Raw genomic sequence first — 24441 nt, forward strand, 5'->3', positions numbered from 1 at the left:
ACATGAATTTGGCTCATGTTGCCGCTGCTCTAGCGTTTTCACGGTTCGCGGCTGAAGCCCGTCCCGCACGGATGTGCGGTCTCCTGTGGGAGGGGCTTTAGCCGCGATGCTGTTGATCTTCACCACTTGACGTTCTGTCCACCGCCACTCGCCAGCACCTGACAACTCCGGAACTGCGCATTCCCAGCCCCTGGCCAACAATGGCGACCAGTTCAGCCCGCCGGGCCAAGGAGGATGAGTATGGATCTGCGCCACGAAGTGACCCCCGAGCAAACCCTCAGCGATTGCCAATTGTCGTTGCTCAGTGGCCAGCACCTGCCCTTGGCCGTGCGCAACCATGCCGCCACCGACTGGAGTGCGCTGGCCTGGAATGGCCAGTGCCCGGGTTTGCACAGCTGGCGCCTGGCGCGCATCGACGATGAAGAGATCGACCGCCTCGCCACCTTCTACCGCCGTCTGGTCTGCGCTGGCAGCCAGGTGCAGCGCCATCAACAGCGCATCGTGCAACTGCTGCGCGCTCGCCATCAGCAGGACCTGGCGCTGATCCGCGCCCTGGCCTTGCCCGGCCAACTGATCGTGGTCGGGGATAGCGACTTCTATCAACTGGCCGATGAGCAGGCCTTGTCCGCGCTGCTCTGGCAGCACCGGCTGCAGGCCGCCAGCCTGGCGCCGCAGGACATCGGCCAAACACCGGCGAGCAACCAGCAACGCCTGCTCGCCAGCCAGCACGCCCAGGGGCACGACAGCCTGATGCTGCTGTTCACCGCCCGCCCGGTGGTGCTGCAACTGGACAGCAGTGGCGTGCGCCTGCATGGCGCCAGTAGCGTTTATCTGGCCGCGGCCGTCGACATGCTGCCAGCCACCACCCAGTGGCATGTGCAGGGCGAAACAAAAAAGACCCGGCGCGCGGCCTGAGTCGCGCGCCTGTTACCCCACGTTGAGCAAGGACCTCGAAGATGCAAGCAACTGCCAAAGTCATGGAAATGGCCGGCTACTGCGCGGCGCACTCGATCTGGAGTGTGTGTGACGGCGAAACCCTGATTCCGCTAGTGGGCTATTTGGGGGTGGATGACCGCTGCTCAATGGAACGCCTGGCCATGGGCCCGTTAGCGGCGCTCGTGCAAGGCGAGCGCAAACTGCTGAGCCTGGACGCCAGCCAGCTAGGTGCGGTGCTGATCAAGAACGGACGCCAGCCGTCGAGGTTGGCGGCGGCCAACCAGGATTGCCTGATCCTCGATGTGCGTTTTGCCCACGCCCCGCAGTGCCGCCTGCAATACGTGCTGCCGTACCGCAGCGGCCACCATGAACTGGGCTTTGCCGTGCACAACCCGGTGCTCAGCGACTGCCAGGGTTTTGATGCCGAGCAGGTGGAAATTCTCAGCGAGTTCTTCTTCAAGGGCCTGGCCGCCCACGAGCAGGGCAGTGCGATCTGGCACAGCCATTACCAGTCGCAACTCGACCAGCAGTACGACCAGGCCGGCCAGTTCACTCTGGAAGAGTTGCAACTGCTGCGCCGCGCGCCGTTGCTGGTGTACCTGCTGGTGTTGGGTGCCGAGGCGGCGCTGGTTGACGCACAGGTGCAGCGCCTGAGCGCTTTGCTGGCGGCGGCTGGGAGCTACCGCAATCCGTTGCTGACCCGTCTGGTCGGTTCGCTGGCCCATGACCTGCCCACGCAAATAGCCGCGATGGTCGTCGCGCCGACCGAGGCCAGTGCCGAGTTGCGCGTGATCCACCAGGTGTTCGAAGCCCATTTACCCGAGGCTGAGAGCCAGGCCTTTGCCCAGGCATTGCTGGCGCTGGCCGAGGATCTCGCCGCGTCCATCAATCCGGCGCAACAGGCCGCCGTGCGGCGTTTGCGAGTGAGCCTGGGAGTTGGCGAACTGTGCGTCTGATCACGCTTTTTTATCCGCCTCCAGTACTGGCAAAAAGATGTCGCACTGGCGCCCTAAGCATCTGATTTAATAGGCCCCGCGCAGGGCTGACAGGCACTGCTGTCAGTAGGCACAGGGTCGTGGTTTCACTTCTCAAGGAATGAAAAATGTCGCAGAACACCCATCAATTGCTGTTGTTTTTTGCCGACCAGGCCCGCCATGAAACAGCGGTACGCGCCGTGCTGGAACTGCGCCGCGGTGACCTGGAGCGCAGTGCTGCGCTGCAGGCACAATTGGGCATCGACCTGACCAGCCTGTGGACCGATACCTGGTTCAATCACGAATTTAGCGCTCAAGCCGACTTCCTGCGCCTGACCTTCGACACCTCCACCAGCGCGCCGCTGCCGTTGCAGCTGTTGGCCCAGTTGTTCCAGGGCGGCCTGCGTGCAGCCGTGGTCGAGGTGTTTTATGACCAGGTCGGCGAAACCCAGCGCTATCACTACCTCGCCGGCAAACAGGTCAATCGCGAGCCGTTCTACCAATCCGAGCCGCAAGCCGGCCAAGTCGTGGACGCGCAATTGGGCGAGCCAGACGAAGACGATTGCTGCGTGACGGTGGCCAAGCCCGTGAGCCTCAAGCAATTGCTGGCCGAACAGAAGAGCGAGGCCAAGCAGCGCGACGAGGCCGTCCAGGCATTTGTCGAACTGGCGAAACTGTCCCGCGAAACCGGCAGCAATCCGTTAGAGGTCGTGCAGGGCGTCATGGTGATCGGCGGCCTGGCCAAAGGGCTGTTGCAGGCGCTGGCTTTCACCGTGGTGACGGTGTTGCTGTTCAAAGGCTTCTGGCTGTGGATGGGGGCGGGGTTGCTGCTGGCGGTGGCCTTGCCGCTGTACCACGCCAACCAGGCCAACAAACCGTTCGACTCGAACAGCAACGACAGTGCTGATGACAGTACCGATGACAACGACCAACAGGAGCAACTGCCATGCTGACCGAAATCGAGTGGTGGGGCGGTGTGCTGATTATCTGGGGCGCCCTGGTGGCCCGTTACCTGTGCCGATCGGAGCACGGCGAAGGCCTGGACCTGTTCCGTCGCACGGCGCGGGTGACCTTTCCCTTGGTCGGCCTGGTGTTCGCCTTGTACTTCTATGAGCTACGCCAACCGGCGTTGCGCTACGCCTTTCTCGGCTTGGCCGGCGCCGCTGCTGTGGCGACGCTGGTGTTTCTATTTACCTACCTGCGCCAAGACGACAGCGCCGATGAGGATGAGAGCGAGGCGGCTGACACCAGCGCCACCGAGGAAGAGGACGAAGAGCCCGGCTGGGCCGTAATGGGCTTGGTTCACGTGTTGTTTCTCTCGCCCCTGGCGGTGGCCTTGAGCCTGGTGGCGTTGAAGTCCTGGTCACTGGTTCAAGCGCTATAAGCACCGTTGCGAGTATTGCCATTAGTCGTAGCCGCGCCGCCTCGGCGGCCGGTTTAAAAGGATAAGCAGCGATGGACGCTGATTCGTTTTCGACCCTGCTGACCCTCTACATGCGCCGCATCCGCGCCAGCGCGTCGGGGGTGGCCAGCGAGATCGGCCTGAGCCGCGAGGCAGTGAACAACTGGCGCAACGGCCTGTCGTTGCCCAACCCGAAATCCCGCGACCGACTGCTGGCCTGTGCCGTGTACCTGCGCCTGACCGAGGCAGAGACCAACCGGCTGTTTAGCGCAGCGGGTTTTGAGCGGGAGTTCCCCCTGCAGGGTGAGCCCGCCGTAGGCAGCCCGTTCGCGGCCTTTATCGAGCAGCTGTTCGAGCAGTTCAGCCGCCTGACCCCGTACCCGATCTGCATGCTGCTGTCGCAAGCACATTGGGGCCAACCGCCGTTTCGCCTGGAACTGCTGGCACGCGCCAAGGCCCTGTACGGCGACGGCGCGGTGCTGCATATCCAGCCGCCGTACAGCGTCAGCACCGCCAGTGCCGACTACTTTGCCGCCATCGGCCGCCAGTGCGGCTTCGAGGGCGTGACCTGCGACTACGAATTCGAAGCCGCCCTGGAGCGCCGCCTGTTGGCCGGTGAGCGTTTGTTCTGCCTGGTCAGTCGCTTCGAGCAAGGCACGCCAGAGCTGCGCGAAACCCTCGCCGGTATCCTGCGCAGCCTCAGCGAAATGCACAGCGGCAACCTGCACCTGCTGCTCTGCGGCGGCGAAGGCCTGGCCGACTTGAAGTACCGCAGCGGCGACCTGTCGCTGCTCAATATCGCCCAGGTCAGTCACTGGCCGGAGCTGGCGTTGGCCGACCTCGCCAGCCTGGCTGCCCGTCGTTGGCCCGAGCGCCAATTCGCCCAGGCGATGCTCGAACATCTGCTGGACAGCTGCGGCGGCCACCCGGCGCTGGCCGAAGAGGGCATGCAATGGCTGGTGGAATACCCGGCCGTGGACGAGGCCTCGCGCCAGGTCCTGCACACCCATTTGTGCAGCAGCGCCCGGCTCTGGCAGGCGTTCCAGCCACTGGTGGAAGAACCCGCTGCACGCGAGCGTCTGGCCCAGCGTCTGGCCGCCACCGATCTCGGTCGGGCGCGGCCGTACCTGGCCGATGGCGAGCTGCGTCGGCTGTTCTGGAACAACCTGATTGCGGTGCGTGGGCAGGGCGAAAACGCGCGCTTGTACTGGCGCTGTGAGGTGGTGCGCCAGGCTGGGTTGCAGGTGCTGCAAAGCGGGACCGAGTCATGAACCTGCTCGCACTGATTGGCAAACACCCCTGGTTGCGCCGTGTGGTGATTACCGTGCTCACCCTGGGCGTTGGCAGTGCGGTCCTCACTCCGCAGTTCAACCCGTTCACCCGTTCTTCCAGCCTAGGGGTGGTCGCGACCTCCACGGTGTGGGCAGAAGTGATCGAATGGAAGCGCTCTTACCTGGAAGCGACCCGCGCCAACGACGGTTGGCCACAAGACCTGGCCGAGTTCACTCCGCCGCCGGAATACGTCAGCCACACCAGCGTCATGTCGCCACAGGTCAATCGCCTGCTGATTAACGTTCAAGACAGCGAGCAGATGGGCAACCTGGCCGGCACCCAGATCGTGCTCGACTACGTGCCAGGTACCGACGATTTCACCTGCAGCCCCGGCGAGCCGCCGTATCCTGCGCGTTATTTGCCGATCAATTGCCAGCGCACCAAAGACGGTGGCTGGGCGGAAGCACCGATCATCAGTGACCTGCGTTCCATCGCGATCTTCTGCGCCATTGTGGTGTTGATCTGCGCCGTATTGCTGTTGCTGCGCCATCCGTTGTTGAGCCCGGTGCAAGCGCGCCCGGCCAATCTGTTGCGGGTGCCCATCGCGCAACTAAGCAAACTCGACCGCCTGCTGCGCTTGATGGGCCGGCGCAAGACCACCTTGCTGGCCGCTGGCGTCACTGAGCAGAACTGGCAACGCGCACTGGACTATGCGGCTGCCGACGGTGAGCAGCGTATGCGCGCCCTGGCCTTGCGTCTGGGTGTGCAATGCCAGCCCAGCAGTGGCTGGACGCTGCCGGGCAAGGTTTACGAATGGCGTTTCACCGCCGACTTGCCAGTCAGTCTGGACCGCTGCTTGGTGTTTATTCCGCAGGCCGACGGCCTGGCCGACGACACCCTGGTGCAGCACCTGCGCGGCGCGCAAACCGGCCTCGACGTGATGCTGGTGCTACCTGCGCACGATAGCCAGGAGCTCAGCGACTACTGCGCCGATGCCGCCAACTTTTATGTGGCCGTCGACGAGGCCAGTCAGAGTGAATGGCTGCTCGGCGCGCGTCCGGTGGAAGTGCTGCTGCGGCTGTTGGCCGCGCACCTTAAAGTCACGCGGATTTCGCCGTATCAAACCCGTGGCGGGGTGGTGCGCAGCGGCTCGTTCTTCGGCCGTGCGCAACTGCTGGCGCGGGTGCTCAACCGAGAACCGGCCAACTACCTGGTGGTGGGTGGTCGGCAACTGGGCAAAAGCAGTTTGCTCAAGGCAGTGCAGCGGCGATTGCTGGAACACCCGCAGATCGCCTGCCACTACATTTCCCTGCGCGACCACCGCCTGGCGCCGCGCCTTGCCCTGCAATTCGGCTTGCCGGCCGAAACCGCGCTGGAGCAGGTGATCGAACACATCGTCGCCAACCAGGCGGGCAAACGCCTGTTTCTGCTGATCGACGAAGCCGACCTGTTCTTTCGCGACGAGGCGCAACACGGCTACCGCCAACTCTCCACCCTGCGCGCCCTGAGTGAAGAGGGCCGCTGCTGGTTTATGCTCGCCGGCTTCTGGGACCTGTACGCCACCGCCGTGCTCGACTACCAATCGCCGCTGCGCAACTTCGGCGAAGTGCTGACCATCGGCGGCCTGGAACCCGACGCTTGCCGCGAACTGGCCAGCGTGCCGCTCAAACACCTGCGCCTGGGCTTTGCCAGCAATGCCTTGGTCGACGAAGTGGTGGAAGCCAGCGGCCAGCGCGCCAACCTGGTGGCGATCATCTGCCAGGAGTGTCTCGACGCCCTGCAACCCGGCGAGCGAGCCATTCAGCGCGAACACCTGCAACAGGCCTTGAGCTCGCCGGCCGTGCAAGACGCGCTGGCCGGTTGGGGCCGCCTGAGTCATGACGACGAGGCCTGCCGCCTTGACCGCATCGTGGTTTATCACACCGCCTGCCACGGGCAGACCAGCCTGCAGGAACTGCTGGAGCTGTTTGCCAGCCGGCAGCAGAGCGTCGATGTCGATGCCCTTAATCGCGCCTTGTCGCGTCTGGTGCTGGCCTTTGTGTTACGCCGTGATCAGGCCATTTACCGCTTCGCCATTCCGCTGTTCAGCCTGCAGTTTGAACCGGCTGAACTGCAGCTGTTTTTGCGTCAGGAAATGAGTGCGGCGGTATAGCCGGCACGCCGTAATCCAGCGTTTTTTTTGCAGGGAGCATCGACCATGAGTACACACGATAAAAGCCGCTTTGAGGCCTTTATTGCCCTGGCGAGCAGTACCGACGAGGCTGATTTTCTCGCCCGTCTGCAGGCCACATACAATCGCATGGGGATTGGCGCCGAGCTCGATTTCGCTGCGCTCGCGCAGGCCTGGCAGCAGGGTGTGGAGCCGCCGCTGGCCTGGCGCATGGCCCTGGCCGTTGCCACCCCGTTCGAGCTGGATGCCTACGAGTATTTCGACAGCTACAAGCCGGTGTACCAATTGCTCGGTTGCCTGTTTCACGGCGCGCCCACGGCCGAGTGGATCGAGCGCGGGCAGCGCCTGGCTGTGCTCTGTGCGCCGCTGATTCGGTCGCGCACCTTGCTGCATCTGCTCAAGGTCAACGAAGAGGGACTGACGGGCGACCTGGATCAGGACTACGACGCGACCCTCGGCGAAGGCCTGCGCAGCTGGGCGCAACAGCTGGCCAAGGGCACAGGGGAGTGGGAGGCGGTCAGCCAGTGGTTGCGGGACGCCGGCAGCGATCCGGCGCTGCTGGCCAAGGCCTTGGCGAGTGAACAGGGGCCGCTGGCGTTGCCGACGCTGATGGCGCTCGCCGGTCTGCGGGTGATGTTGCTGCTGGTGCGTGAGCAACTGCTGCTGCCTGAGCGCGGCAACGACACCTGGGCGGATCTGCTTCTGGTGACCCAGCGCGATTTCAACGACAACTGGCAGTTGCTGCAGCGCGTCCCGGCGCCGGGCCTGCATCATCATTACGCCTTGCCGCTGCTGCAGGCGTTGGCGGCCAGCCCGCGGTTTGCCGAGCTGCTGGCCGAGCCCAGCGACCGCTACTACCGCCTGCTGCGCACGCTGTTTCATGACCTGCACCTGTCCCTGGCGCTGCCCCGCGAGCCGCGGGCGTTCGGCCAATTGCTGGCGCGGGCCAGCAATGAAGCACTGAGCGCCATCCGCTTGGCCGACGGCTTCGTGGCCGCGTCGCCAGACTGCGCGTTACTCTTCGAGCAGGAGCAGTTCCGCCGTAACCAAACCCTGTACCCGCGCTTGCATAGCGCTGAGGCGCGCGCCTGGTACCTGTCGGTGATTGGTCAGTGCCGTGGTTACGAGTTTCAGGCGGTGCTCAAAGTCCTCCAAGAGGGCGCTGACAAAGCCCTGTTGCACCAGGTGCTCACTGAGCATTTCTGCACCCGTGAAGACGAGCGATATCCCAGCGACCTGCTGCAGCAAATCGACAATGCCGAGCACCTGTACAGCTACCTGACGGCCAACAACGCCGAGTTTGTGGCAAGCGTGGCCCAGCGTCTGTTCGAGGTGGCGAGTGTGCGCAAGGTGCGCGCCGGTGCCAACGACGAGAAGCCCGGTGCCTACGAAAAACATCCGCAGAACTGGGCGGTGCTGCTGCGCGCCAGCGAGCATTTCCCGGCGCTGTTTGCTCGCGAAGTGAATGCCTACTTCGTCAACCGTGACGACCCGGCCCGCTGGCAGTTGTTATGGAACCTGATCGACGCCGAGCAGCAAGTCGGGCTGGTCGAGCAGATTTTCCACGCCAGCACCAACAAGCCCTTCAGCGCCCAGGTGCTGGCGCTGCTCGAGCAGCTCTACAGCCAAAGCCCGGCGCCGTTGCTGGCCTATATCGGCAAAGGTCACGGTTATTACCTGGACCAGCAGTTCAGCGTGCTCAGCAAACACGGCGGGCCGTTGTTGCAACTGCTGCCGGCCATGGCCGCACGTTGCCTGAGTGACAGCAACAGCGCATTCAAGGGCCGCAGCAAAGCCGCCCAGGCCAGTCAGGCAGCGGTGCGTGCGGCGCTGCTCAGCTACCCGCAGGCCTTCGCCATGCTCGAGGAGAAAGCACGGATCAAACTGCTCGCGCTGTTTGATGACAGCACTGTGCTGGCCTGCGCTGCAGGTTTGGCCACGCTGTTCGAGAGCAAGTCGAAAACCCTGCGCGAACCGGCGCTGGCACTGATCGCCCGCAGCAGCCCGGCCACCCTGGAAGGCTCGGGTCTGCTCGCCGCTCCGGCCAAGGCGCGCAAGCTGGTGCTCGCCGGCATGGCGATGGCCACTGAGCCGGCGATGCTGGCGATGGTCAGCCGCCACTTCGACGACGAGGCCCACGACGAACACAGCCGGGGCCTGAGCCGCAATGCCCTGGAGCAGGGCGGTGTGGTAGTGAGCGCCGCCGACCCGGTGGCCAGCGTCGACCTCGCCACGCTGCAAGCCCAGGCCGTCGGGCTGAAAATACCCGCTGCGGTGAAGAAGTATTGGAATGACGAGTTCGCCGCTGCGCTGGCGCCGTTGGGCGAACCGTTGGCGTTGCAATTGCTGGTCAGTCTGTTCGAAGCGGGTAAGCAATTGCCCCGGCGTGCCGAGCAATTGCTGGAGTACGTCCCTGCTGGCCGTCGCGCCGATTTCGCCTGGCTCGGCGTGCGCCAATGGGTGGCCGGCAATGGTGCGGTCGAGCTTGACTGGTTACTGCTGACCCTGCCCGTATACGGTGACGACCGTATTGCCAACGAACTGGTGGCGGCGGTCAAGGCCTGGGCCAAGTTGCGCAAACAGAAAGCCAGTGCCGCCCTGCAGTTGCTCTGCCAGTTGCCGGGCAACTTCGGCGTAGCCCAGGCACGGGAGTTGTGGGAAAGCGGCAAGTTCTCGCCCGCCATCGTCATCGCCGCTCGCGAGGCCTTGACCGAAGCCGCCACGCGCCGTGGCCTCGGCCTTGGCGAGTTCCTCGAACAGCTGGTGCCGGACTTCGGTCTCGGCCCGCAGGGCCTGGTGCTGGATATGGGCCCATATCAGTACCTGGCGCGCATCCGTCCGGACTTCAGCCTGGCGGTGTTCGACGACAGCGGCAAAGCGCTGAAAACCCTCCCCAAGGCCAAGCCCGGTGAAGACGCGGACAAACGCAGCCTGGCGGAAAACCAGTTCAAGGTGCTGAGCAAAAACCTCAAGCCGGTGGTCAGCCAGCAGCACAAACGCCTGAGCCGTCTGCTGCAAACCGGCAGCAGCTGGTCGGTGGCGGTGTGGCAGAAACTGTTTATCGAGCACCCGCTGATGGCGGTGATTGCCCAGTCCGTGGTGTGGTCGGTCACCGATGCCAAAGGCCAGCCAGTGGCCCGCGTGCGTCCCACCGATGGCGCGCAACTGATCGACCTCAATGATGAACCGTACAACCTGCCCGATGCTGCGCGCCTGCATGTCACTCACCCGCTGGAACTGGACAAGGCGGAACGTGCGGCCTGGGTCAGCCACTTTGCGGACTACAAACTGGAGTCGCCCATCGAGCAGTGGAGCACCCCGGTGGTGGCGGCCAGCGCTGAAATTCTGGCCAGCGACAGCGTCAAGCTGGCCACCGGCAAAACGCTGAACCGCGGCAAGTTCGGCAGCCTGGTGGAGAAGTGGGGCTACAACAAAGGCGCCGCCGGCGATGGTGCGCAGATTATCGAGCACACCTGGCGCGTGGACGGCGGCAACTGGCTGGTGACCCTTAACCATGGCGATATCGACGTGTACTTCGCCGCCAACGACAAGGTGGAGCTGGACAGCATCGACGTGCACCGGCGCGTGGGCGATGTCTATAAACGCCAACGTATGAGCGAGTTGCCGGCGGCGTTTCTCAATACGTTGCTCAGTCAGGCACAGCAATTGGCGGCGCTGGCCAAATAGGCCGGTAGCGCGAACACCGAATTGATTTTTGCAAGGAGCGCAGCATCCATGAGCAAGCATGACGAACAGCGTTATCAGGCCTTTACCCAGCTCAGCGAGAGTACTGACGACCACGATTTCCTCGCGCGCCTCAAGGCGGTGTACGACAGCCTTGGCATCGCTGCCGGGCTGGATTTCGCCGGCATCGAACAGACCTGGCAGCAGGGCGGCGAATTTCCGTTGGAGTGGCGACGTGAGCTGGCCAAACAGACGCCATTTGACCTGCATCCGTACCACACGTGGCACACCGACAAGCTCGTGACGCGTTTGCACAAAACTCTGTTCCAGGGCGAGGGCAGCGCCGAGTGGATTGCACGGGGCGAGCGCCTGCTGGTGCTCACTGCGCCCTTGTTGCCGGCCCATCAGCTCAATCAGTTGTTGCGCCTGCCGGATGGCTGGCGGGTGGCGGCGCACGAGGCGGCCTGTGACGGCACCCTGGGTGCCGGCCTGCGCCAGTGGGCACAGCAGATTGCCGAGGGCAGCGGCGAGTGGGCGCCCCTGACGCAATGGCTGCGCGAAGGCGGTAGCGAGCCCGATATTCTGCTGCGCGAACTGGATGCCGGGCCTGGGCCGCTTTCGGCGGACACGGTGATGGAGTTCAGTGGTGCGCGCCAATTGCTGCTGATGGTGCGTGAACAACTACTGCTGGGAACCGCCAGCGAAAGTACTTGGATCGACCTGCTCTGGGTGCACCTGAACAAGCTGGAAAACAGCTGGCACATGCGCCGCCTGCCGGCGCCACTGAGCGTGGTGCATCACTGTGCCTTGCCGCTGCTCAAGGTGCTGAAAAGCAACCGGCGTTTTACCAACCTGCTGCGCAGCGGTGAGCAGAATTATTACGTGGCGAGACTGTTCGACGATTTGGGCATGGCCGCGCTGTTTGTCGACACACCGGCCCAGTTCACGCAGTTGCTCGACGGTATTGCCGACGACGTGCTGAAAGAGCTGCGCGTATCGGCCAGTTTTTCGGCGTTGTATCCCGACTACGCCCTGCAATTCGAACAGCAGCAGTACCAGCGCACCGGTACGGTCTGGGCGCGGTTGAACAACCCGCAGAGCCGTGACTGGTACCTGTCGATCATCGGCAGCGTTCGCACGTGGGAGTTCTCGTTTCTGCTCAAACAACTGCAATTGAGCTGTGATGCGCAGCAGTTGCACGAGGTGATCCTCACCCACCTGTGCAGCCGCGAGAGTCAAAGCTATCCGGATGATTTGCTCGAGCAGCTGGATAACGCCGAATACCTTTACAGCTACCTGGGTGGCGTCAACGAAAGTTTCTCTAAAGAAGTCGCCCGCCGCCTTTATGACCTGGCCACGGTGCGCCAGGTGGCCGACAACCAGGCGGACGATGTTGACGATGAGGATGAAGATGAACACCCCGTGGTCTACGCCAAGCATCCGCAAAATTGGCCGGTGTTGTTCAAGGCCTCGGCGGCCTACCCGTCGCTGTTTATCCGCACGCTGCGCTCGTACGGGCATTTGCGCGATGATCTGGCGCGCTGGGAGCTGATCTGGAATGGCGTCGAGGCCGATGAGCGTGTGCGGGTGGCCGAGGCCTTTATGCAATCGATGGGGAGCAAGCTCAATAATGACCCCCTGTTCGAGATGGTCGAGCGCTTGTACGCCCGCGACCCGCAGCCGTGGCTGGACTATATCGACGGCGAATATGGCCGCTACCTGAGCGGTCCGATTCGGGCCATTGGCGAGCGCGACACACCGCTGCTGCGTCTGCTGCCGTTGGTGGCCGCGCGTTACCTGTCCGATAGCAGCGGCTGGATCGGCGGCGGTGGCAGCAAGGCGCGGCTGGATGACAGCGCCAGTGCCGGCGTGCGCCGGGCCCTGCAAACCCACCCCGATGCCTACGCCGAGCTGGAAGAAAAGGCCCGTATCAAGCTGCTGCAAGTGTTCGATGACGCCACCGTACTGGCTTGCGCCGAGGCCCTGGCCAAGCTGTTCGCCAGCAGCTCGAAATTGCTCCGTGAGCCGGTGGTGGCGCTGATCGCTCGGCTGAGTCCGGCCACCATCGAGGCCGCAGGTTGGCTCGCCGCCGTACCGAAGGCGCGCAAGCTGGTGTTGATCGGCCTGGCGCTGGCGCCGCACTCGGCGTTTGTCGAGTTGATCAGTGGCGCCTTCAAAGACAAGGCGCACGACGACTACAGCCGCGGCCTTAGCCTGGATGCGCTGGAGCGCGAGGGGCAGTCGCTTGAGGGCCTGGACCCATGGGCGGACATCAGCCTGGCCACCCTGCAGGAGCAGGCCGTGGGGCTGAAGATTCCCGCCGCAGTGAGCAAGTACTGGAACGATGAGTTTGCCGCCGTGCTGGCGCCACTGGGCGATGCCCTGGGGCTGCAGTTGCTGCATATCCTCTTTGAAGGCACTGAAGCGCTGCCACGTCGCGCCCGTCAGTTGCTGCAGCATGTGCCGGCCGGCCGCCGCGCCGATCTGGCCTTGCTCGGCGCCCAGCAGTGGGTGGCCGCCAATGGCGCGGTTGAAGTCGACTGGATGCTGCTGACCTTGCCGCAGTACGGCGACGAACGCATCGCCGGCGAGCTGGCCAAGGCGATCAAGGACTGGAAGAAAGCCCGCAAACAGAAAGCCAGCGCCGCCATGCGCCTGCTCTGCCAATTGCCGGGCAACCTGGGTGTGTCGCAGGCCCGCGATTTGTGGGAAAGCGGCAAGTTTTCCGAGTCCATCGAGGCCGCTGCTGAGGTCGCACTGACCGAGGCTGCCGAGCAGCGTGGCATGAGCCTGGCGGAGTTCCTTGAGCAACTGGTGCCGGACTTCGGCCTCACCCATCAAGGCCTGCTGCTGGACGTTGGCCCCTACAGCTACACCGTGCGTATGCGTCCGGACCTGAGCCTGACGGTGCTCGATGAAAAGGGCAAAGCCAGCAAAAGCCTGCCCAAAGCCAAGGCCGGCGAAGACGCGGACAAACGCAGCCTGGCGGAAAACCAGTTCAAGCTACTGAGCAAAAACCTCAAGCCGGTGTTCAAGCAGCAGAGCAAACGCCTGAGCCGTCTGTTCCAGCTGGGCAATGCCTGGCCGACCGCTACCTGGCAGAAGTTGTTTGTCGAGCATCCGCTGATGGCCGTGCTGGCCCAGTCGGTGGTGTGGTCGGCCGAGGATGCCGCCGGCCAGCCGCTAAAACGCTTCCGCCCGGCCGAAGGCGGCGAGTTGATCGACCTTAACGACGAGCCGTACAACCTGCCTTCCGATGCCGTGGTGCATGCCACCCATCCGCTGGAGTTGGAGGAGGGCGAATGCACCGCCTGGGCGGAGCATTTCGCCGACTACAAGCTGGAATCGCTCATCGAGCAGTGGAGCACCCCGGTGCTGGTGCCCAGTGCCGAGGTGCTGGCGGCCGAGCGCTTGAAACTGGCGGAAAACAAGGCGCTCAACCGCGGCAAGTTCGGCAGCCTGGTGGACAAGTGGGGCTATATCAAAGGCGGTGCCGGCGATGGCGCGCAGGTGAGCGAGCACACCTGGATGATCGACGGCGGCCGCTGGCTGGTGACCCTTAACCACGGCGATATCGATGTGTACTTTGACGCCGATGCCAAGGTGACGCTGGAGGATATCCAGGTGCACCAACGCAGCGGCGAAGGCTTCGAACGTCAACGCCTGGGCGACTTGCCGCCGGCGTTTCTCAATACGTTGCTGGTGCAGGCGCAGACCCTGGCCGAGCACGCGGTATAGGACAGCGAGCCCGGCGCTACGCGTCGGGACTGACTTGATTAAGGAGCAGGGCATGACCGTGATCGACACCAACAGCGAAGCCGCGTTTTTCGACAGCCTGCAACAGGCCTACCGTGACGCCGGCGTGGGCAATGACTTGGATTTTGCCCAGGTGCTGGCCTACTGGCGCGGCGAAGCGGCGCTGCCGAACGCCTGGCGTCAGGCCTTGGCCAAGGGCATCAAGCTGGTACGCGAAGGTGACGCCTATTCCCGCCACTTCGGCCCGAGCAACAGCGCGTTTTACAGTTGGGCGTTTGACCAGGTGCCGCCTGAGCAGCACCTGGATATCAGTGAGCGCGCGGTGGTGTTGCTGACGCCTGTGCTGGAGGTGGTTGAGCTGTCGCATTGGCTGCTGCCGACTTTCATCTTCCGGGACAATAAGCAGGTTCGTCTGCGTGACGATCGGCAGTGGCTGGCTGTGCAGTACCGTGTTCTGCAACAGCGCGCCGACGCGCTTGCCGAGGGCCAGGGCGACTGGTTGCCGGTGCAGCGCTGGTATCTGGCCGCCGGTGCCCACCTGCAGGCCTTGAGCGCGGTGCTAAAAACCGTGAACGATCGTTCTGACCAGGAGAGCACGCTGCCGGGGTTGCAGGCCTTGTATACCTTGCTGTTGGTGGTGCGCGAGCAATTGCAGCGCAGCGATCAATCGAAGCAGACCTGGGCTGATCTGGCGTTGCGCTTTTTTAATGACGACACCAACCGCTACGACTGGCGCAGCGTGGACACCCAACTGCACGACACCCTGCAACGGCAGATCGCCAAGCCGTTGCTGCACGCCTTGGTCGACAGCGAGGTGCTGGCCCGCCTGGTCAGCGAAGCGGCTGACCGCAACAGCGTCTTTGTGAAACTGTTCAGAAAGCAGGGGCTCGATTGTGTACTGGGCGAGCAGCCGGGGCGCCTCCTCGCCATTGCCGAGCAAGTGCCCGACAGCGTGCTGGCGGCGCTGCCGGCGAGCAAAGCGCTGGACGCCGCCTGCCCAGTCGCTGCGTTGGAACTGGAACAGGTGCAACATGCTCGCCTTCGCGGAATCAATGCCAGCCTGTCCAGCCCTGTGGCGTTGCAGTGGTACCGGCAGCTGCTCAGCCAAGAGAAAAAGGCTGGCCTGACCTTCCAGACCTGCTTCAGTCGCTTGCTCGAACAAAGCAGCGATGACGAGGTGGATGCGCTGATCGAAGCCCACTATTTCCACGATGCCGACAGCGAGTTTCCCGGTTCGCTCTACACCTGCAAAAACCTTCAATTGCTAAGCCGTTACCTCGGTGGCAAGGCCAAGCGCCTGGCGACGATGGCCGGCCATCAACTCTGGCAACTGACGGCGGTGGCGCAGCCCGGTTATCACTTTCAGTTTCCCGCACCGGGCGACATGAAAATCGACCCGCAGGGCTGGGACGCGGTTATGGCGGCGTCGGTGGATCATCCTGAGCGGATCATTTCCAGCACGGTGCGCGCCGGTGATCTGTTGTGCGGTGGCGACCGGATCGAGCGTTGGCAGTTCTTGTGGGAACTCACCGAGGACCAGGAGGCGCGTGGCTGGGTGCTGCGTTCGGCCTGCGAGGCGCTGACCTATTCGAGCCTGCGCGCGCAGGTGTTCCCGTATCTGGAGCGCTGGTATGCCGATGAGCCAGAGCTGCTGGAAGAGCAACTGGCTGACCGTTATTTCAACGACCATGTCGATGCCCTGCTGGGTTACCCGATCAGCATGGGCCCGCTGTTGATCAAGCTGGCGGCGCACAGCCTGGAGGCCGAACCCGCGTCGCGACGCGGCAATATCCGCCGTTTCCAGCGCCTGAAAACCGCCGACGCCATTGCCGCCCACCCGCAGGTGTACGCGGCGCTGGACAGCAAGCAGCAGGCGCTGTTGCTGCCATTGTTCAACAGCGCCGGGGTGCTGGCCTGTGCCGATACCCTGAGCAAGGTGCTGGCTTCCAGCAACAAGGCCATGCGCGAGCCGCTGATCAAGCTGATCGCCAGATGCAACGCCGAGATCATCCAGCACAGTGGCCTGCTGCCAGGACCAGCCAAGGCGCGTGGCAATCTGCTGACTGGCATCGCCCAGTCCCGCGATCCGGCCATGGCGCCGCTGATTGCCGAGTATTTCCACGACGCCGCCCATGACGAGCAAAGCCGTGGCCTGAGCCTGGATGCCCTGGAGCGCGCCGGTTATCCGCTGGCCGGTCTGGACCCTTGGCATGGCCTGGACCTTGCCGCCCTGCAGAAAGAAGCACAGACGCCAGCCGCTGTGCTGCCTGAGGGGATATGGAATGAGGAGTTCGCCGCGCAGTTGCAACCCCTGGGCGAGCCGCTGGGGCGTTTGCTGCTGGCTTTGACGCTTAAGGTGGAGCGCCTGCCGCGTCGTGCTCGGCAGATTCTCGCCAACCTGACCCCGGCGCAGCGCAGTGATTTTGCCTTGCTGTGCGTCGAGCGCTGGATTGTCGAAGGTGGCAGCAACGACTTTATGTGGCTGCTGCAACCGATGCGTGAGTACGGCGACGAGCGCGCCGCCAATGCCCTGGCCAAGGCCGTGCAGGAGTGGAAAAAGTACCGCACACAGAAGGCCGCCCTGGCGATTGCCGTACTGTGTGAATTGCCGGGCAAATACGGCTGCTACCTGGCGCGCCAGCAGTGGGAAAACGGCAAGGTCGGCAACTCGATCAAGACCAGTGCCAGCACCGCGCTGACCGCGCAGGCCGAGTTGCGCGGCTTGAGTCTGGACGAGTTTCTCGAAGTGCTGGCGCCCGATTTCGGCATGGGCCCGCAGGGTCTGGTGCTGGACGTTGGTCCTTATAGCTACACGGTGCGGGTACGATCGGACCTGAGCCTGGTGGTGCTCGATGCGGCCGGCAAAGTCAGCAAAAGCCTGCCCAAGGCGCGCGCCGAAGAAGACCCGGAAAAGCGCGCCCAGGCCGACAACCAGTTCAAGGCGCTAAGCAAGAACCTCAAGCCGGTGCTCAAGCAACAGGCCCAGCGTTTGTTGCGCGCCATGCAGCTGGGCCAGCTGTGGCCAGCCAGCACCTGGCAGGGGCTGTTCCTTGAGCATCCGCTGCTTAACCTGATTGCGCAGAACCTGGTGTGGTCGGTGATCGACGCCGAGGAACAACCGCTGCAACGGGTGCGCCCGGATGCCAGCGGCGGGGTGGTTACCCTCGACGATGAGGCCTACGCCTTGCCCGAGGACAGCAGCGTGCGGGTTACCCATCCGCTGGAGGTGGAGGCCAGCGAGCGTGCGGCCTGGCTGGCGCATTTCAGCGACTACGAGCTGACCTCGCCGATCGAGCAATGGACCACCCCGGTGCAGCCACCCTCCAGCGATGAGTTGCAGGCCAGCACGGTGCTGCGCGCGCGTGGCAAAGTGCTGACCCGTGGCACCCTGAGCGGCCTGCTGGAGCGTTGGGGCTATGTGAAGGATACCGATGGCGAGTCGGAATTCACCTCGCACTACTGGGCGCTGGATGGCGATACCTGGCAGGTGAGCGTGGGCCATGGGCCGATTCCGGTGAGCTATTTCAATGCCGATGAGCAGATCGAACTGGATGAACTGGTGGTGTACCGCCGCGTTGGCGAGGAGCTGCAAGTACAAGTTCTCGGCGAGCTGCCACCGCCGTTGTTGAACACCGTACTGGTCCAGGCGCAGGCGCTGGCCGAGGCAAGTTTATGAGTGCAACCACGCAGGCTCTGCCCCCGGCGCAACGCCTGCCCGCCGAGCAGTTGTATGTCGCCGAACTGGCGCGCTTGAGTACCGCCGACCAAGGCGAGCGGCCGCCGGGCTGGCGTTTGTCGCCGGCCATGGTGCGCACCTTCATTCTGGGCAGCAACGGTCAGGCCATCGGCGGCGAGCCGGTGCTGCGCAAGATCTTTGGCAATGACGAGGTGGTCGAGCGCTCCATCGTCACCCTGGTCGGCCAGCGCGGGCTGATGCTGGTGGGCGAGCCGGGTACGGCGAAATCGTTGTTGTCGGAACTGCTGGCGGCGGCGATTTGCGCCGACAGCACGCTGGCGGTGCAGGGCAGTGCCGCAGTGCTGGAGGAGAGCATTCGCTACGGTTGGAACTACGCCCTGCTGCTGCGTTCCGGGCCCGGGCCGGAAGCGCTGGTGCCGGGGCCGTTACACCGGGCGATGAGCCGTGGCGCGTTGCTGCGTTTCGAGGAAATTACCCGCTGTGCCATCGAGGTGCAGGACAACCTGATCCCGATTCTCTCCGAGCGCCTGCTGCATATTCCGGAGATGCAGGAAAACGCTGGCAACTGCCTGTTGGCCAAGCCGGGCTTCAACGTGATCGCCACCGCTAACCTGCGCGATCGTGGGGTCAACGATATGTCCTCGGCGCTCAAGCGCCGCTTCAACTTCGAAACCATGCGCCCGCTGGCCCGTTTGCAGGACCAGAAGGAGTTGCTGCTGCGTGAGGTCAATCGGCAACTGGCCGAGCAGCAGATCGACACCCGGCTGACGGCGGATGTCGCCGAGCTGCTGGTCAGCGCCTTTCAGGAACTGCGTGCCGGCAGTGCCGAGGGGGTGGCGTTCGAGCCGCCGTCGACGGTGCTGTCGAGTGCCGAGGCGATTGCCGTGGCCTTCAGCGCGGCGGTGCAGTGCCATTACTTCGGCGAGCCGCAAGTGCGCCCACAACACCTGGCGCGCTTTATGGTCGGCACGGTGATCAAGGACGACGAGCAGGACAGCCGGCGTTTCCGGGATTACCTGCGAGTGGTGCGCCGGGTGCGTGCCGGCAACCCGCAGTGGCAGGACTTCGCCGATAGCCAGAATGACTGAGCAGGTTCTCGACTCGGCGGCCATGGACCGCCTGCCGGCCGCTTATGGGCAATTTCCGGACGTGCTCTGGGCCCCCGTGCGCCACCACAGCCCGCACTGCGCCTGGCAGTTGCGCAAGCTGATCGACCGCACGCGGCCGGATGTGGTGTTGGTCGAAGGCCCGGAAGAGGGCAATGCGCTGCTGCCGTTTTTGCTGGATGAGCAAACGCGCCCGCCAGTGGCGTTTTTTATTCATGGTCAGGCCCCTCAGCATGGCGTGCAGCCGCGTTGTTTTGTGCCGTTGGCCGCCATGTCGCCGGAGTGGGTCGCGCTGCGCGAAGCTCAGCGCCTGGGCATTGCCGCTCGGTTTATCGACCTGCCGTTTCTGGCCCGCCAGCAACCTGCTGCGGGCGTCGATGACCCGGTGTTGGAACCGCCGCTCAACGATGACCAGTTGCTGGCCCACGCCAACCCCATGGCGATTTTATTGGCCGCCAGCGGTTGCGCCGATTTCGACAGCTGGTGGGAGCGGCATTTCGAGAGCGGCGTGGAATACGCCAGCGCCGAGCTGTTTTTTGCCCGTCTGCTGAATTTTGGCGAGTACCTGCGTGCTGGCAGCCCACTGGATGCCCAGACCCTGGCCCGCGAAGCGCATATGGCCGCCCGCATCGAGCAGGCGCGGCGCCAGGGCCAGCGTTGCCTGGTGGTGTGCGGGGCGTTTCATTGCGCCGGCATTTTGCAGCTCCTGGGTCAGCCCGGGGCGGAACCTGCGGCCTGCGACGAAGGCACTGGCGTGCACCTGATCAGCTACTCCTTGAACCGCCTGAATGCCACCCGTCACTACGCCGCCGGAATTCCCGATTGCGCTTATCAGGCGCGGGTATGGAGCGCCCTGGCGCGGCGGCGGGAAACCACCGGCGAGGTGCATGCGTCAACCCAGGCCAGCATGGTGGTGGAATTGGTCAATTACCTGCGCGAGCGCAAGTACGCCGCCAGCCTGCCGGATGCCATCGAAGCGGTAACCCTGGCGCAGCGCCTGGCGGCGTTACGCGGCCACCGGGTGGGCCGCCTGGAGCTGCGTGAGGCGTTGCTCAGCAGCCTGTACAAAAACAGCCTGGATGGTAGCGAGCGGGCTTTTGTCGCCGAGCTTGATGGTTTTTTTGCCGGTGCCGAGAGCGGCCGTCTGCCCGCCGGCTTGCCGGTGCCGCCGCTGGTGGAAGATTTTCGCCAGCACTGCCGGCGCATGCGCTTGCCGCGTGCCGCAGGTCCCGCGCTGGAGCGTGCGCTGGACATCTACCGCAGCCCGTTGCACCGCGAACAGTCGCGTTTTCTCCATCGCCTGGCGAGCCTGGATGCCGCGTATGGCCAGTGTGTAGCGGGGCCCAGGTTTGCCCACGGCGAAGACCTGGCGCGGGTGCGCGAGGTGTGGGTGATCCGCTGGCAACCGGAGACCGAGGCCATGCTGACCGAAAAGAGCCACTACGGCGCGCGTCTGCTGGATGCCGCCACGGCCCGCTGCCTGGAACGCCTGCGCCAATGCCGGCAACAAGGCTCGGCGCCGGTGGCGATTCTGATCGACGCGTTGGCCATGGGCCTGCACGACTTGCTCGGCACCATCCTCAGCCAGGTGCGGCGCTGGCTGGAGCAGGAAAGTGACCTCGCCAGCCTGTGCCTGGGCCTGGTGCGCCTGGACGCGGCGCGGCACGCCAAGGTAGTGCTCGGCGGCCACGGACTGGAGGCACTCGATGCGCTGCTGGCGCAGTGTTTTCAGCGCATCTGCCTGTGCCTGCCGTGGGTCGGCCTGGTGGCTGAGGAGAATCAGGAGGCCTTGGCCGACGCCTTGGTCGGCATGCTCAATCTGCTGGCGCTGGACACGCCGGGCTGCGACGCCGAGGTGTTTTTCGAGGCACTGCAGTTGCTCCTGGCCACGCAGCCACCGCCGGTGTTGGCTGGGCTGGCCAACGGCGTGTTGTTGGAGGCCGGGCACCTGAGCTGCGCCGAGGTGGCGCTGGCCTACGGCGAAGCGGCCGGCTATGCCGAGCGCGATGGCAATGCGCCGGGGCAGTTTATCGCCGGGCTGCTGCGGGTCGCCCGCCACCGTTTCCTCCAAGAGCCGAGCTTGCAGGCGTGCGTCAGCGCGTCGTTGCAGCGCTGGGACGAGGAGACTTTTTTGCAGGCGCTGCCGGGCTTACGCTTGGCTTTTACCCGCCTGTCGCCGCGGCAATTGCGCGAGTTGGGCGGTCAGCTGATGGGGCAGGGCGAGGCGCCCGTGGTGATGGCCGGGCCGAGCTGGTCGGTTGCCGATCTGCAATATGCAGCCAGCCTGCGCGCGCAATTGGCCACGGCACGCCAACCCTGGGATGGAGGTGGCCATGACTGACGCCGAACTGCGCCGCCGCTGGCGCCTGGCCCTCGGCCGAGATGCCGAGGGCGAGCAGCTGCCGATGCTGAGTGGTGCCGATGGCGAGCGCGACGCGGCGCTGGATTTTCTCTACCAACGTGAGTACCAGCAGCGCAGCGAAAACAGCCGCAGCGGCGGCAGCGAAGCCTCGCGTCTGACCCCGGCGCGCTGGCTGGCGCAAGTGCGCAAGCTTTTCCCAGTCAGCACGGTCGAAGTGCTGCAACGCCAGGCCATCGAGCGCTACCAACTGACCAGCTTGCTCACCGACCCGCAGGTGCTGCGGCAAAGCCAGCCAACCCTCACCCTGGTGCAAACCCTGTTGAGCTTTCGCAGCCACTTGCCGGACAGCCTGATGGCCGAAGTGCGCCAGGTGATTCGCACGGTCTGCCAGGAGCTGGAGCGGCGTCTGGCGCGCAACATCCATAGCCGTGTCGAAGGCCGGCGCAACCGCAACGCCCGCGGCGGGCGCCCGAGCCTGGCGGCGCTCGACTGGCAGCTGAGCATTCGCCGCAACCTCAAGCATTACGACCTGGAAGGCGAGGTGCTGGCCTTGCAGCGTCTGTATTACAACCCGGCGCGCCAACGGCAGATGCCCTGGGACATCATCGTGCTGGTGGACCAGAGCGGCTCGATGGCGCCGTCGATCATCTACGCCGCGGTGATCGCCAGCATCTTCAGCCAGCTACGCAGCCTCAACACCCGGGTGCTGCTGTTCGATACCCAGGTGGTGGATGTCAGCGGCCAGCTCGACGACCCGGTGGAAACCCTGCTGGCGGTACAGCTGGGCGGCGGTACCGATATCGGCCAGGCGCTGATGCACGCGGAAAGCCTGATCAGCCAGCCACGGCGCAGCATGCTGGTGCTGCTCAGCGACTTCTATGACGGCGGCCCGCCTGTCAACCTGTTCGGCACTATCACTCGTCTGGCTGAGGCCGGCGTCAGCCTGCTCGGCCTGGCGGCGCTGGATCAGGAAGCACAGCCCGACTATGACCGCGACACCGCCCTGGAACTTAGCGCCCGTGGCATGCAGGTGGCGGCGATGACCCCGGACCACCTCGCCGACTGGGTGGCCGGCTGCATGGCGGGGCGGCAACCATGAGCCTGCAGCTGTGGTTGGCGGATCTCAGCGATGAAAGCCTCGAAGCCTGGGCCAACAAGGGCCTGCTGCGCCGCGCCTACAAAATGTTGGACGGGCAGACGGCGGCTGAGTGGCTGCTGGAGGGCGACCGTGCGCAGGCGCAGTTGGATGGTTTCACCCAGCGCGTCGAGGGTGTCGGCTTTGCCCAGGTGTTGTGCAGCTGTTCGGCTCTGGGTACCTGCCATCACCAGTTGGCCCTGCTGCTGGGATTGCGCGCGCGCTTGGCCGAGCAGCCAGTGCCGGTCGCGACTGGCGTGTTGGAAGAACCCTGGTTGATCCGCGATGCCGAACAGCGCAAAACCGAGCTGGGCCGGGCGTCCCTGAACAAGGCGCAGCGCTGGCTGGCGCAAGGTTTCAATGCCGAGTGCGAGGTGGATGAGCAACGCTTGCAGGCCCGCTTGGATATCAACGGCGTGGCAACCCTGAGCATTCCGCGGGCAGTTGGCTTGCCCGGCTCGGTCTGCTCGTGCGGCGAACAGCGCTGTGCGCACCGCGCCCTGGTGGTGTTGCAACTGACCCGGCTGGCCGACCCCGACACCGTGCCGGAGCAAGCCGACGCCCTGGACGACAGCCAGCAGCAAGCCTTGCGTGAGCTTGATCAATGGCTGCTGGAGCTGACCACGCTCGGCCTGGCCGGTGCCTCGGGACTGCTGGTGGCCCGTGGCGATGCCCTGGCCACCGCCTTGCAACAAGCCGACCTGCCGCTGCCAGGCCGCCTGCTCGCGCGCCTGGCGCGGGCGCTGGACGATGAGCGCCGCAGCCTGGCCGGCAGCACTGTGCGCCAGACGCGGCTGCAGCTGGCCGAGCTGCTGGCTTACCGCCGGGCCTTGGCGCGTACACCCTTGCCGCAGCCGTTGGGGCAGTTGGCCGGGGTGCATCGACGTGCCTACCAGCCTGCTCAGAACTGGCCGCTGTTATGTGTTGGTGCCGAGGTTTGGACGACCGTCAGCGGTTTTGCCGGCTACAGCCTGTACTTTCTGCAACCGGAAAGCGGCCAGTTTTTCAGCCATGGCGAAAGTCGCAATCAGGCGCTCAATCCTGGCTGGCGAGCGCAACAGGCGTTCGCTCAAGGCAGTTTTTGCGGACGACCGTTGGCCAGTTTGTTAGGCAAACGGTGCCTGCTGCTGAAGGGCTGGGCCAGTGCCGAAGGGCGCTTGTCTGATCGGGACGGCAGCCAATTGCAGGTCGGCGAAGCGTTTGCCTTTGCCGAACTGCAGGGCCATGCCCAATCGGCCGCCGCCCGTGTGCAGCAGTACGCCGCGCTGCGCCAGCGCTGGCTGTACCGTAACGACCCGCAGCCGTTGGCGCTGATCGCCGCGCAGATGACTGCAGCGCCGCAGTTCGAGCGTTTCTCCCAGCGCTGGCTGGGCGCAGCGCTGGACGCCTGCGGCCAGGTGCTGCGGGTGGTGCTGGCCGGCGGCGCGGCCAACGCCAAGGCGGCTCAGCGTCTGGGTCAAGCCAGTGCGGGGCCGTCGTTGCTGCTCGGGCGTTGGACGCTGGAGGGCGAGCAGCCGACGTTGTTTGCCGTCGCCGTTATCGATGAACATGGCCAACATCTGTTGTTCTGTGAGGTGTCATGAGCGAGCCATTGCACAGTTGGTTGCAGGCCTGGGGCGAGTGGCTGGACGCAGCATTGGCGACCGGCCTCGGTAGCCTGAGCCAGGACACCCGTGGACGTATTCAGGCCTGGTGCGCCGACGCCGAGCTGCTCGGCTTCAGCGCCCAGGCGGCCCAGGCGCTGTGTCTGTTGCAGGGCAACCTGAGCGCGCAGCAGCGCCACCAGGCCTTCACTGACTTGCTGCTGGAGCAGGACATGCTGGTGCGCCTGGATGCCACCAACCGCCTGTTGGCCAGTGGCAAAACAGTTGCAACTGCTGCTATAGAGCAACAGTCAGAGTGACGCTTGAGCAGTCGCCATTGGCTGCGTAACGGTGGTCAGGTCGG

The 24441-nt window shown here is 64.6% G+C and carries 14 protein-coding genes; all 14 read left to right on the forward strand.

Annotated elements, in window-relative coordinates:
• The first annotated feature begins 240 nt into the window (after positions 1–240).
• The 14 genes from C8K61_RS01360 (at position 241) to C8K61_RS01430 (ending at position 24397) form a co-directional block, all read left to right on the forward strand.
• Complete coding sequence (locus C8K61_RS01360) at positions 241–915, forward strand: hypothetical protein (RefSeq protein ID WP_108094384.1); 675 nt, start codon at positions 241–243, stop codon at positions 913–915.
• Positions 916–956: 41 nt separating this feature from the next.
• The gene (locus C8K61_RS01365; RefSeq protein ID WP_108094385.1) at positions 957–1892 is read left to right on the forward strand and encodes a hypothetical protein; all 936 of its coding nucleotides are present in this window, start codon (positions 957–959) and stop codon (positions 1890–1892) included.
• Between the two features lie 146 nt (positions 1893–2038).
• Entirely contained in the window at positions 2039–2863 is an 825-nt protein-coding gene (locus C8K61_RS01370; protein ID WP_108094386.1) for a hypothetical protein, read from the forward strand.
• The gene (locus tag C8K61_RS01375; RefSeq protein ID WP_108094387.1) at positions 2857–3294 is read left to right on the forward strand and encodes a hypothetical protein; all 438 of its coding nucleotides are present in this window, start codon (positions 2857–2859) and stop codon (positions 3292–3294) included. Before C8K61_RS01370 ends, C8K61_RS01375 begins: the two co-directional genes overlap by 7 nt.
• A 71-nt stretch (positions 3295–3365) precedes the next feature.
• Complete coding sequence (locus C8K61_RS01380; protein ID WP_108094388.1) at positions 3366–4583, forward strand: hypothetical protein; 1218 nt, start codon at positions 3366–3368, stop codon at positions 4581–4583.
• On the forward strand, positions 4580–6736 hold the full coding sequence (locus C8K61_RS01385; protein WP_108094389.1) for an ATP-binding protein: 2157 nt from the start codon (positions 4580–4582) through the stop codon (positions 6734–6736). Before C8K61_RS01380 ends, C8K61_RS01385 begins: the two co-directional genes overlap by 4 nt.
• 45 nt (positions 6737–6781) lie before the next feature.
• Entirely contained in the window at positions 6782–10441 is a 3660-nt protein-coding gene (locus C8K61_RS01390) for a DUF4132 domain-containing protein (RefSeq protein ID WP_108094390.1), read from the forward strand.
• A 48-nt stretch (positions 10442–10489) separates the two neighbouring features.
• Positions 10490–14176, forward strand: a complete 3687-nt coding sequence (locus C8K61_RS01395) for a DUF4132 domain-containing protein (RefSeq protein WP_108094391.1) — start codon at positions 10490–10492, stop codon at positions 14174–14176.
• A gap of 52 nt (positions 14177–14228) precedes the next feature.
• The gene (locus C8K61_RS01400) at positions 14229–17870 is read left to right on the forward strand and encodes a DUF4132 domain-containing protein (protein WP_108094392.1); all 3642 of its coding nucleotides are present in this window, start codon (positions 14229–14231) and stop codon (positions 17868–17870) included.
• Entirely contained in the window at positions 17867–18979 is a 1113-nt protein-coding gene (locus tag C8K61_RS01405) for an AAA family ATPase (RefSeq protein ID WP_108094393.1), read from the forward strand. Before C8K61_RS01400 ends, C8K61_RS01405 begins: the two co-directional genes overlap by 4 nt.
• Positions 18972–21338 (forward strand): DUF5682 family protein, encoded by a 2367-nt coding sequence (locus tag C8K61_RS26605; protein ID WP_146174262.1) that lies wholly within the window; start codon positions 18972–18974, stop codon positions 21336–21338. The genes C8K61_RS01405 and C8K61_RS26605 overlap by 8 nt, the downstream gene beginning before the upstream one ends.
• Positions 21331–22458 (forward strand): VWA domain-containing protein, encoded by a 1128-nt coding sequence (locus C8K61_RS01420; RefSeq protein ID WP_158272490.1) that lies wholly within the window; start codon positions 21331–21333, stop codon positions 22456–22458. Before C8K61_RS26605 ends, C8K61_RS01420 begins: the two co-directional genes overlap by 8 nt.
• Positions 22455–24077, forward strand: a complete 1623-nt coding sequence (locus C8K61_RS01425; RefSeq protein WP_108094397.1) for a hypothetical protein — start codon at positions 22455–22457, stop codon at positions 24075–24077. The genes C8K61_RS01420 and C8K61_RS01425 overlap by 4 nt, the downstream gene beginning before the upstream one ends.
• Complete coding sequence (locus C8K61_RS01430; RefSeq protein WP_108094398.1) at positions 24074–24397, forward strand: hypothetical protein; 324 nt, start codon at positions 24074–24076, stop codon at positions 24395–24397. The genes C8K61_RS01425 and C8K61_RS01430 overlap by 4 nt, the downstream gene beginning before the upstream one ends.
• Positions 24398–24441: the final 44 nt, after the last annotated feature.

The sequence above is a fragment of the Pseudomonas sp. GV071 genome (assembly GCF_003050835.1).
Taxonomy (GTDB): domain Bacteria; phylum Pseudomonadota; class Gammaproteobacteria; order Pseudomonadales; family Pseudomonadaceae; genus Aquipseudomonas.

Coding starts and splice junctions, on each gene's coding strand:
- C8K61_RS01430 (WP_108094398.1), top strand. CDS start 24,074: ATGAGCGAGCCATTGCACAGTTGGTTGCAGGCCTGGGGCGAGTGGCTG.
- C8K61_RS01360 (WP_108094384.1), top strand. CDS start 241: ATGGATCTGCGCCACGAAGTGACCCCCGAGCAAACCCTCAGCGATTGC.
- C8K61_RS01385 (WP_108094389.1), top strand. CDS start 4,580: ATGAACCTGCTCGCACTGATTGGCAAACACCCCTGGTTGCGCCGTGTG.
- C8K61_RS01395 (WP_108094391.1), top strand. CDS start 10,490: ATGAGCAAGCATGACGAACAGCGTTATCAGGCCTTTACCCAGCTCAGC.
- C8K61_RS01375 (WP_108094387.1), top strand. CDS start 2,857: ATGCTGACCGAAATCGAGTGGTGGGGCGGTGTGCTGATTATCTGGGGC.
- C8K61_RS26605 (WP_146174262.1), top strand. CDS start 18,972: ATGACTGAGCAGGTTCTCGACTCGGCGGCCATGGACCGCCTGCCGGCC.
- C8K61_RS01400 (WP_108094392.1), top strand. CDS start 14,229: ATGACCGTGATCGACACCAACAGCGAAGCCGCGTTTTTCGACAGCCTG.
- C8K61_RS01365 (WP_108094385.1), top strand. CDS start 957: ATGCAAGCAACTGCCAAAGTCATGGAAATGGCCGGCTACTGCGCGGCG.
- C8K61_RS01420 (WP_158272490.1), top strand. CDS start 21,331: ATGACTGACGCCGAACTGCGCCGCCGCTGGCGCCTGGCCCTCGGCCGA.
- C8K61_RS01370 (WP_108094386.1), top strand. CDS start 2,039: ATGTCGCAGAACACCCATCAATTGCTGTTGTTTTTTGCCGACCAGGCC.
- C8K61_RS01405 (WP_108094393.1), top strand. CDS start 17,867: ATGAGTGCAACCACGCAGGCTCTGCCCCCGGCGCAACGCCTGCCCGCC.
- C8K61_RS01425 (WP_108094397.1), top strand. CDS start 22,455: ATGAGCCTGCAGCTGTGGTTGGCGGATCTCAGCGATGAAAGCCTCGAA.
- C8K61_RS01380 (WP_108094388.1), top strand. CDS start 3,366: ATGGACGCTGATTCGTTTTCGACCCTGCTGACCCTCTACATGCGCCGC.
- C8K61_RS01390 (WP_108094390.1), top strand. CDS start 6,782: ATGAGTACACACGATAAAAGCCGCTTTGAGGCCTTTATTGCCCTGGCG.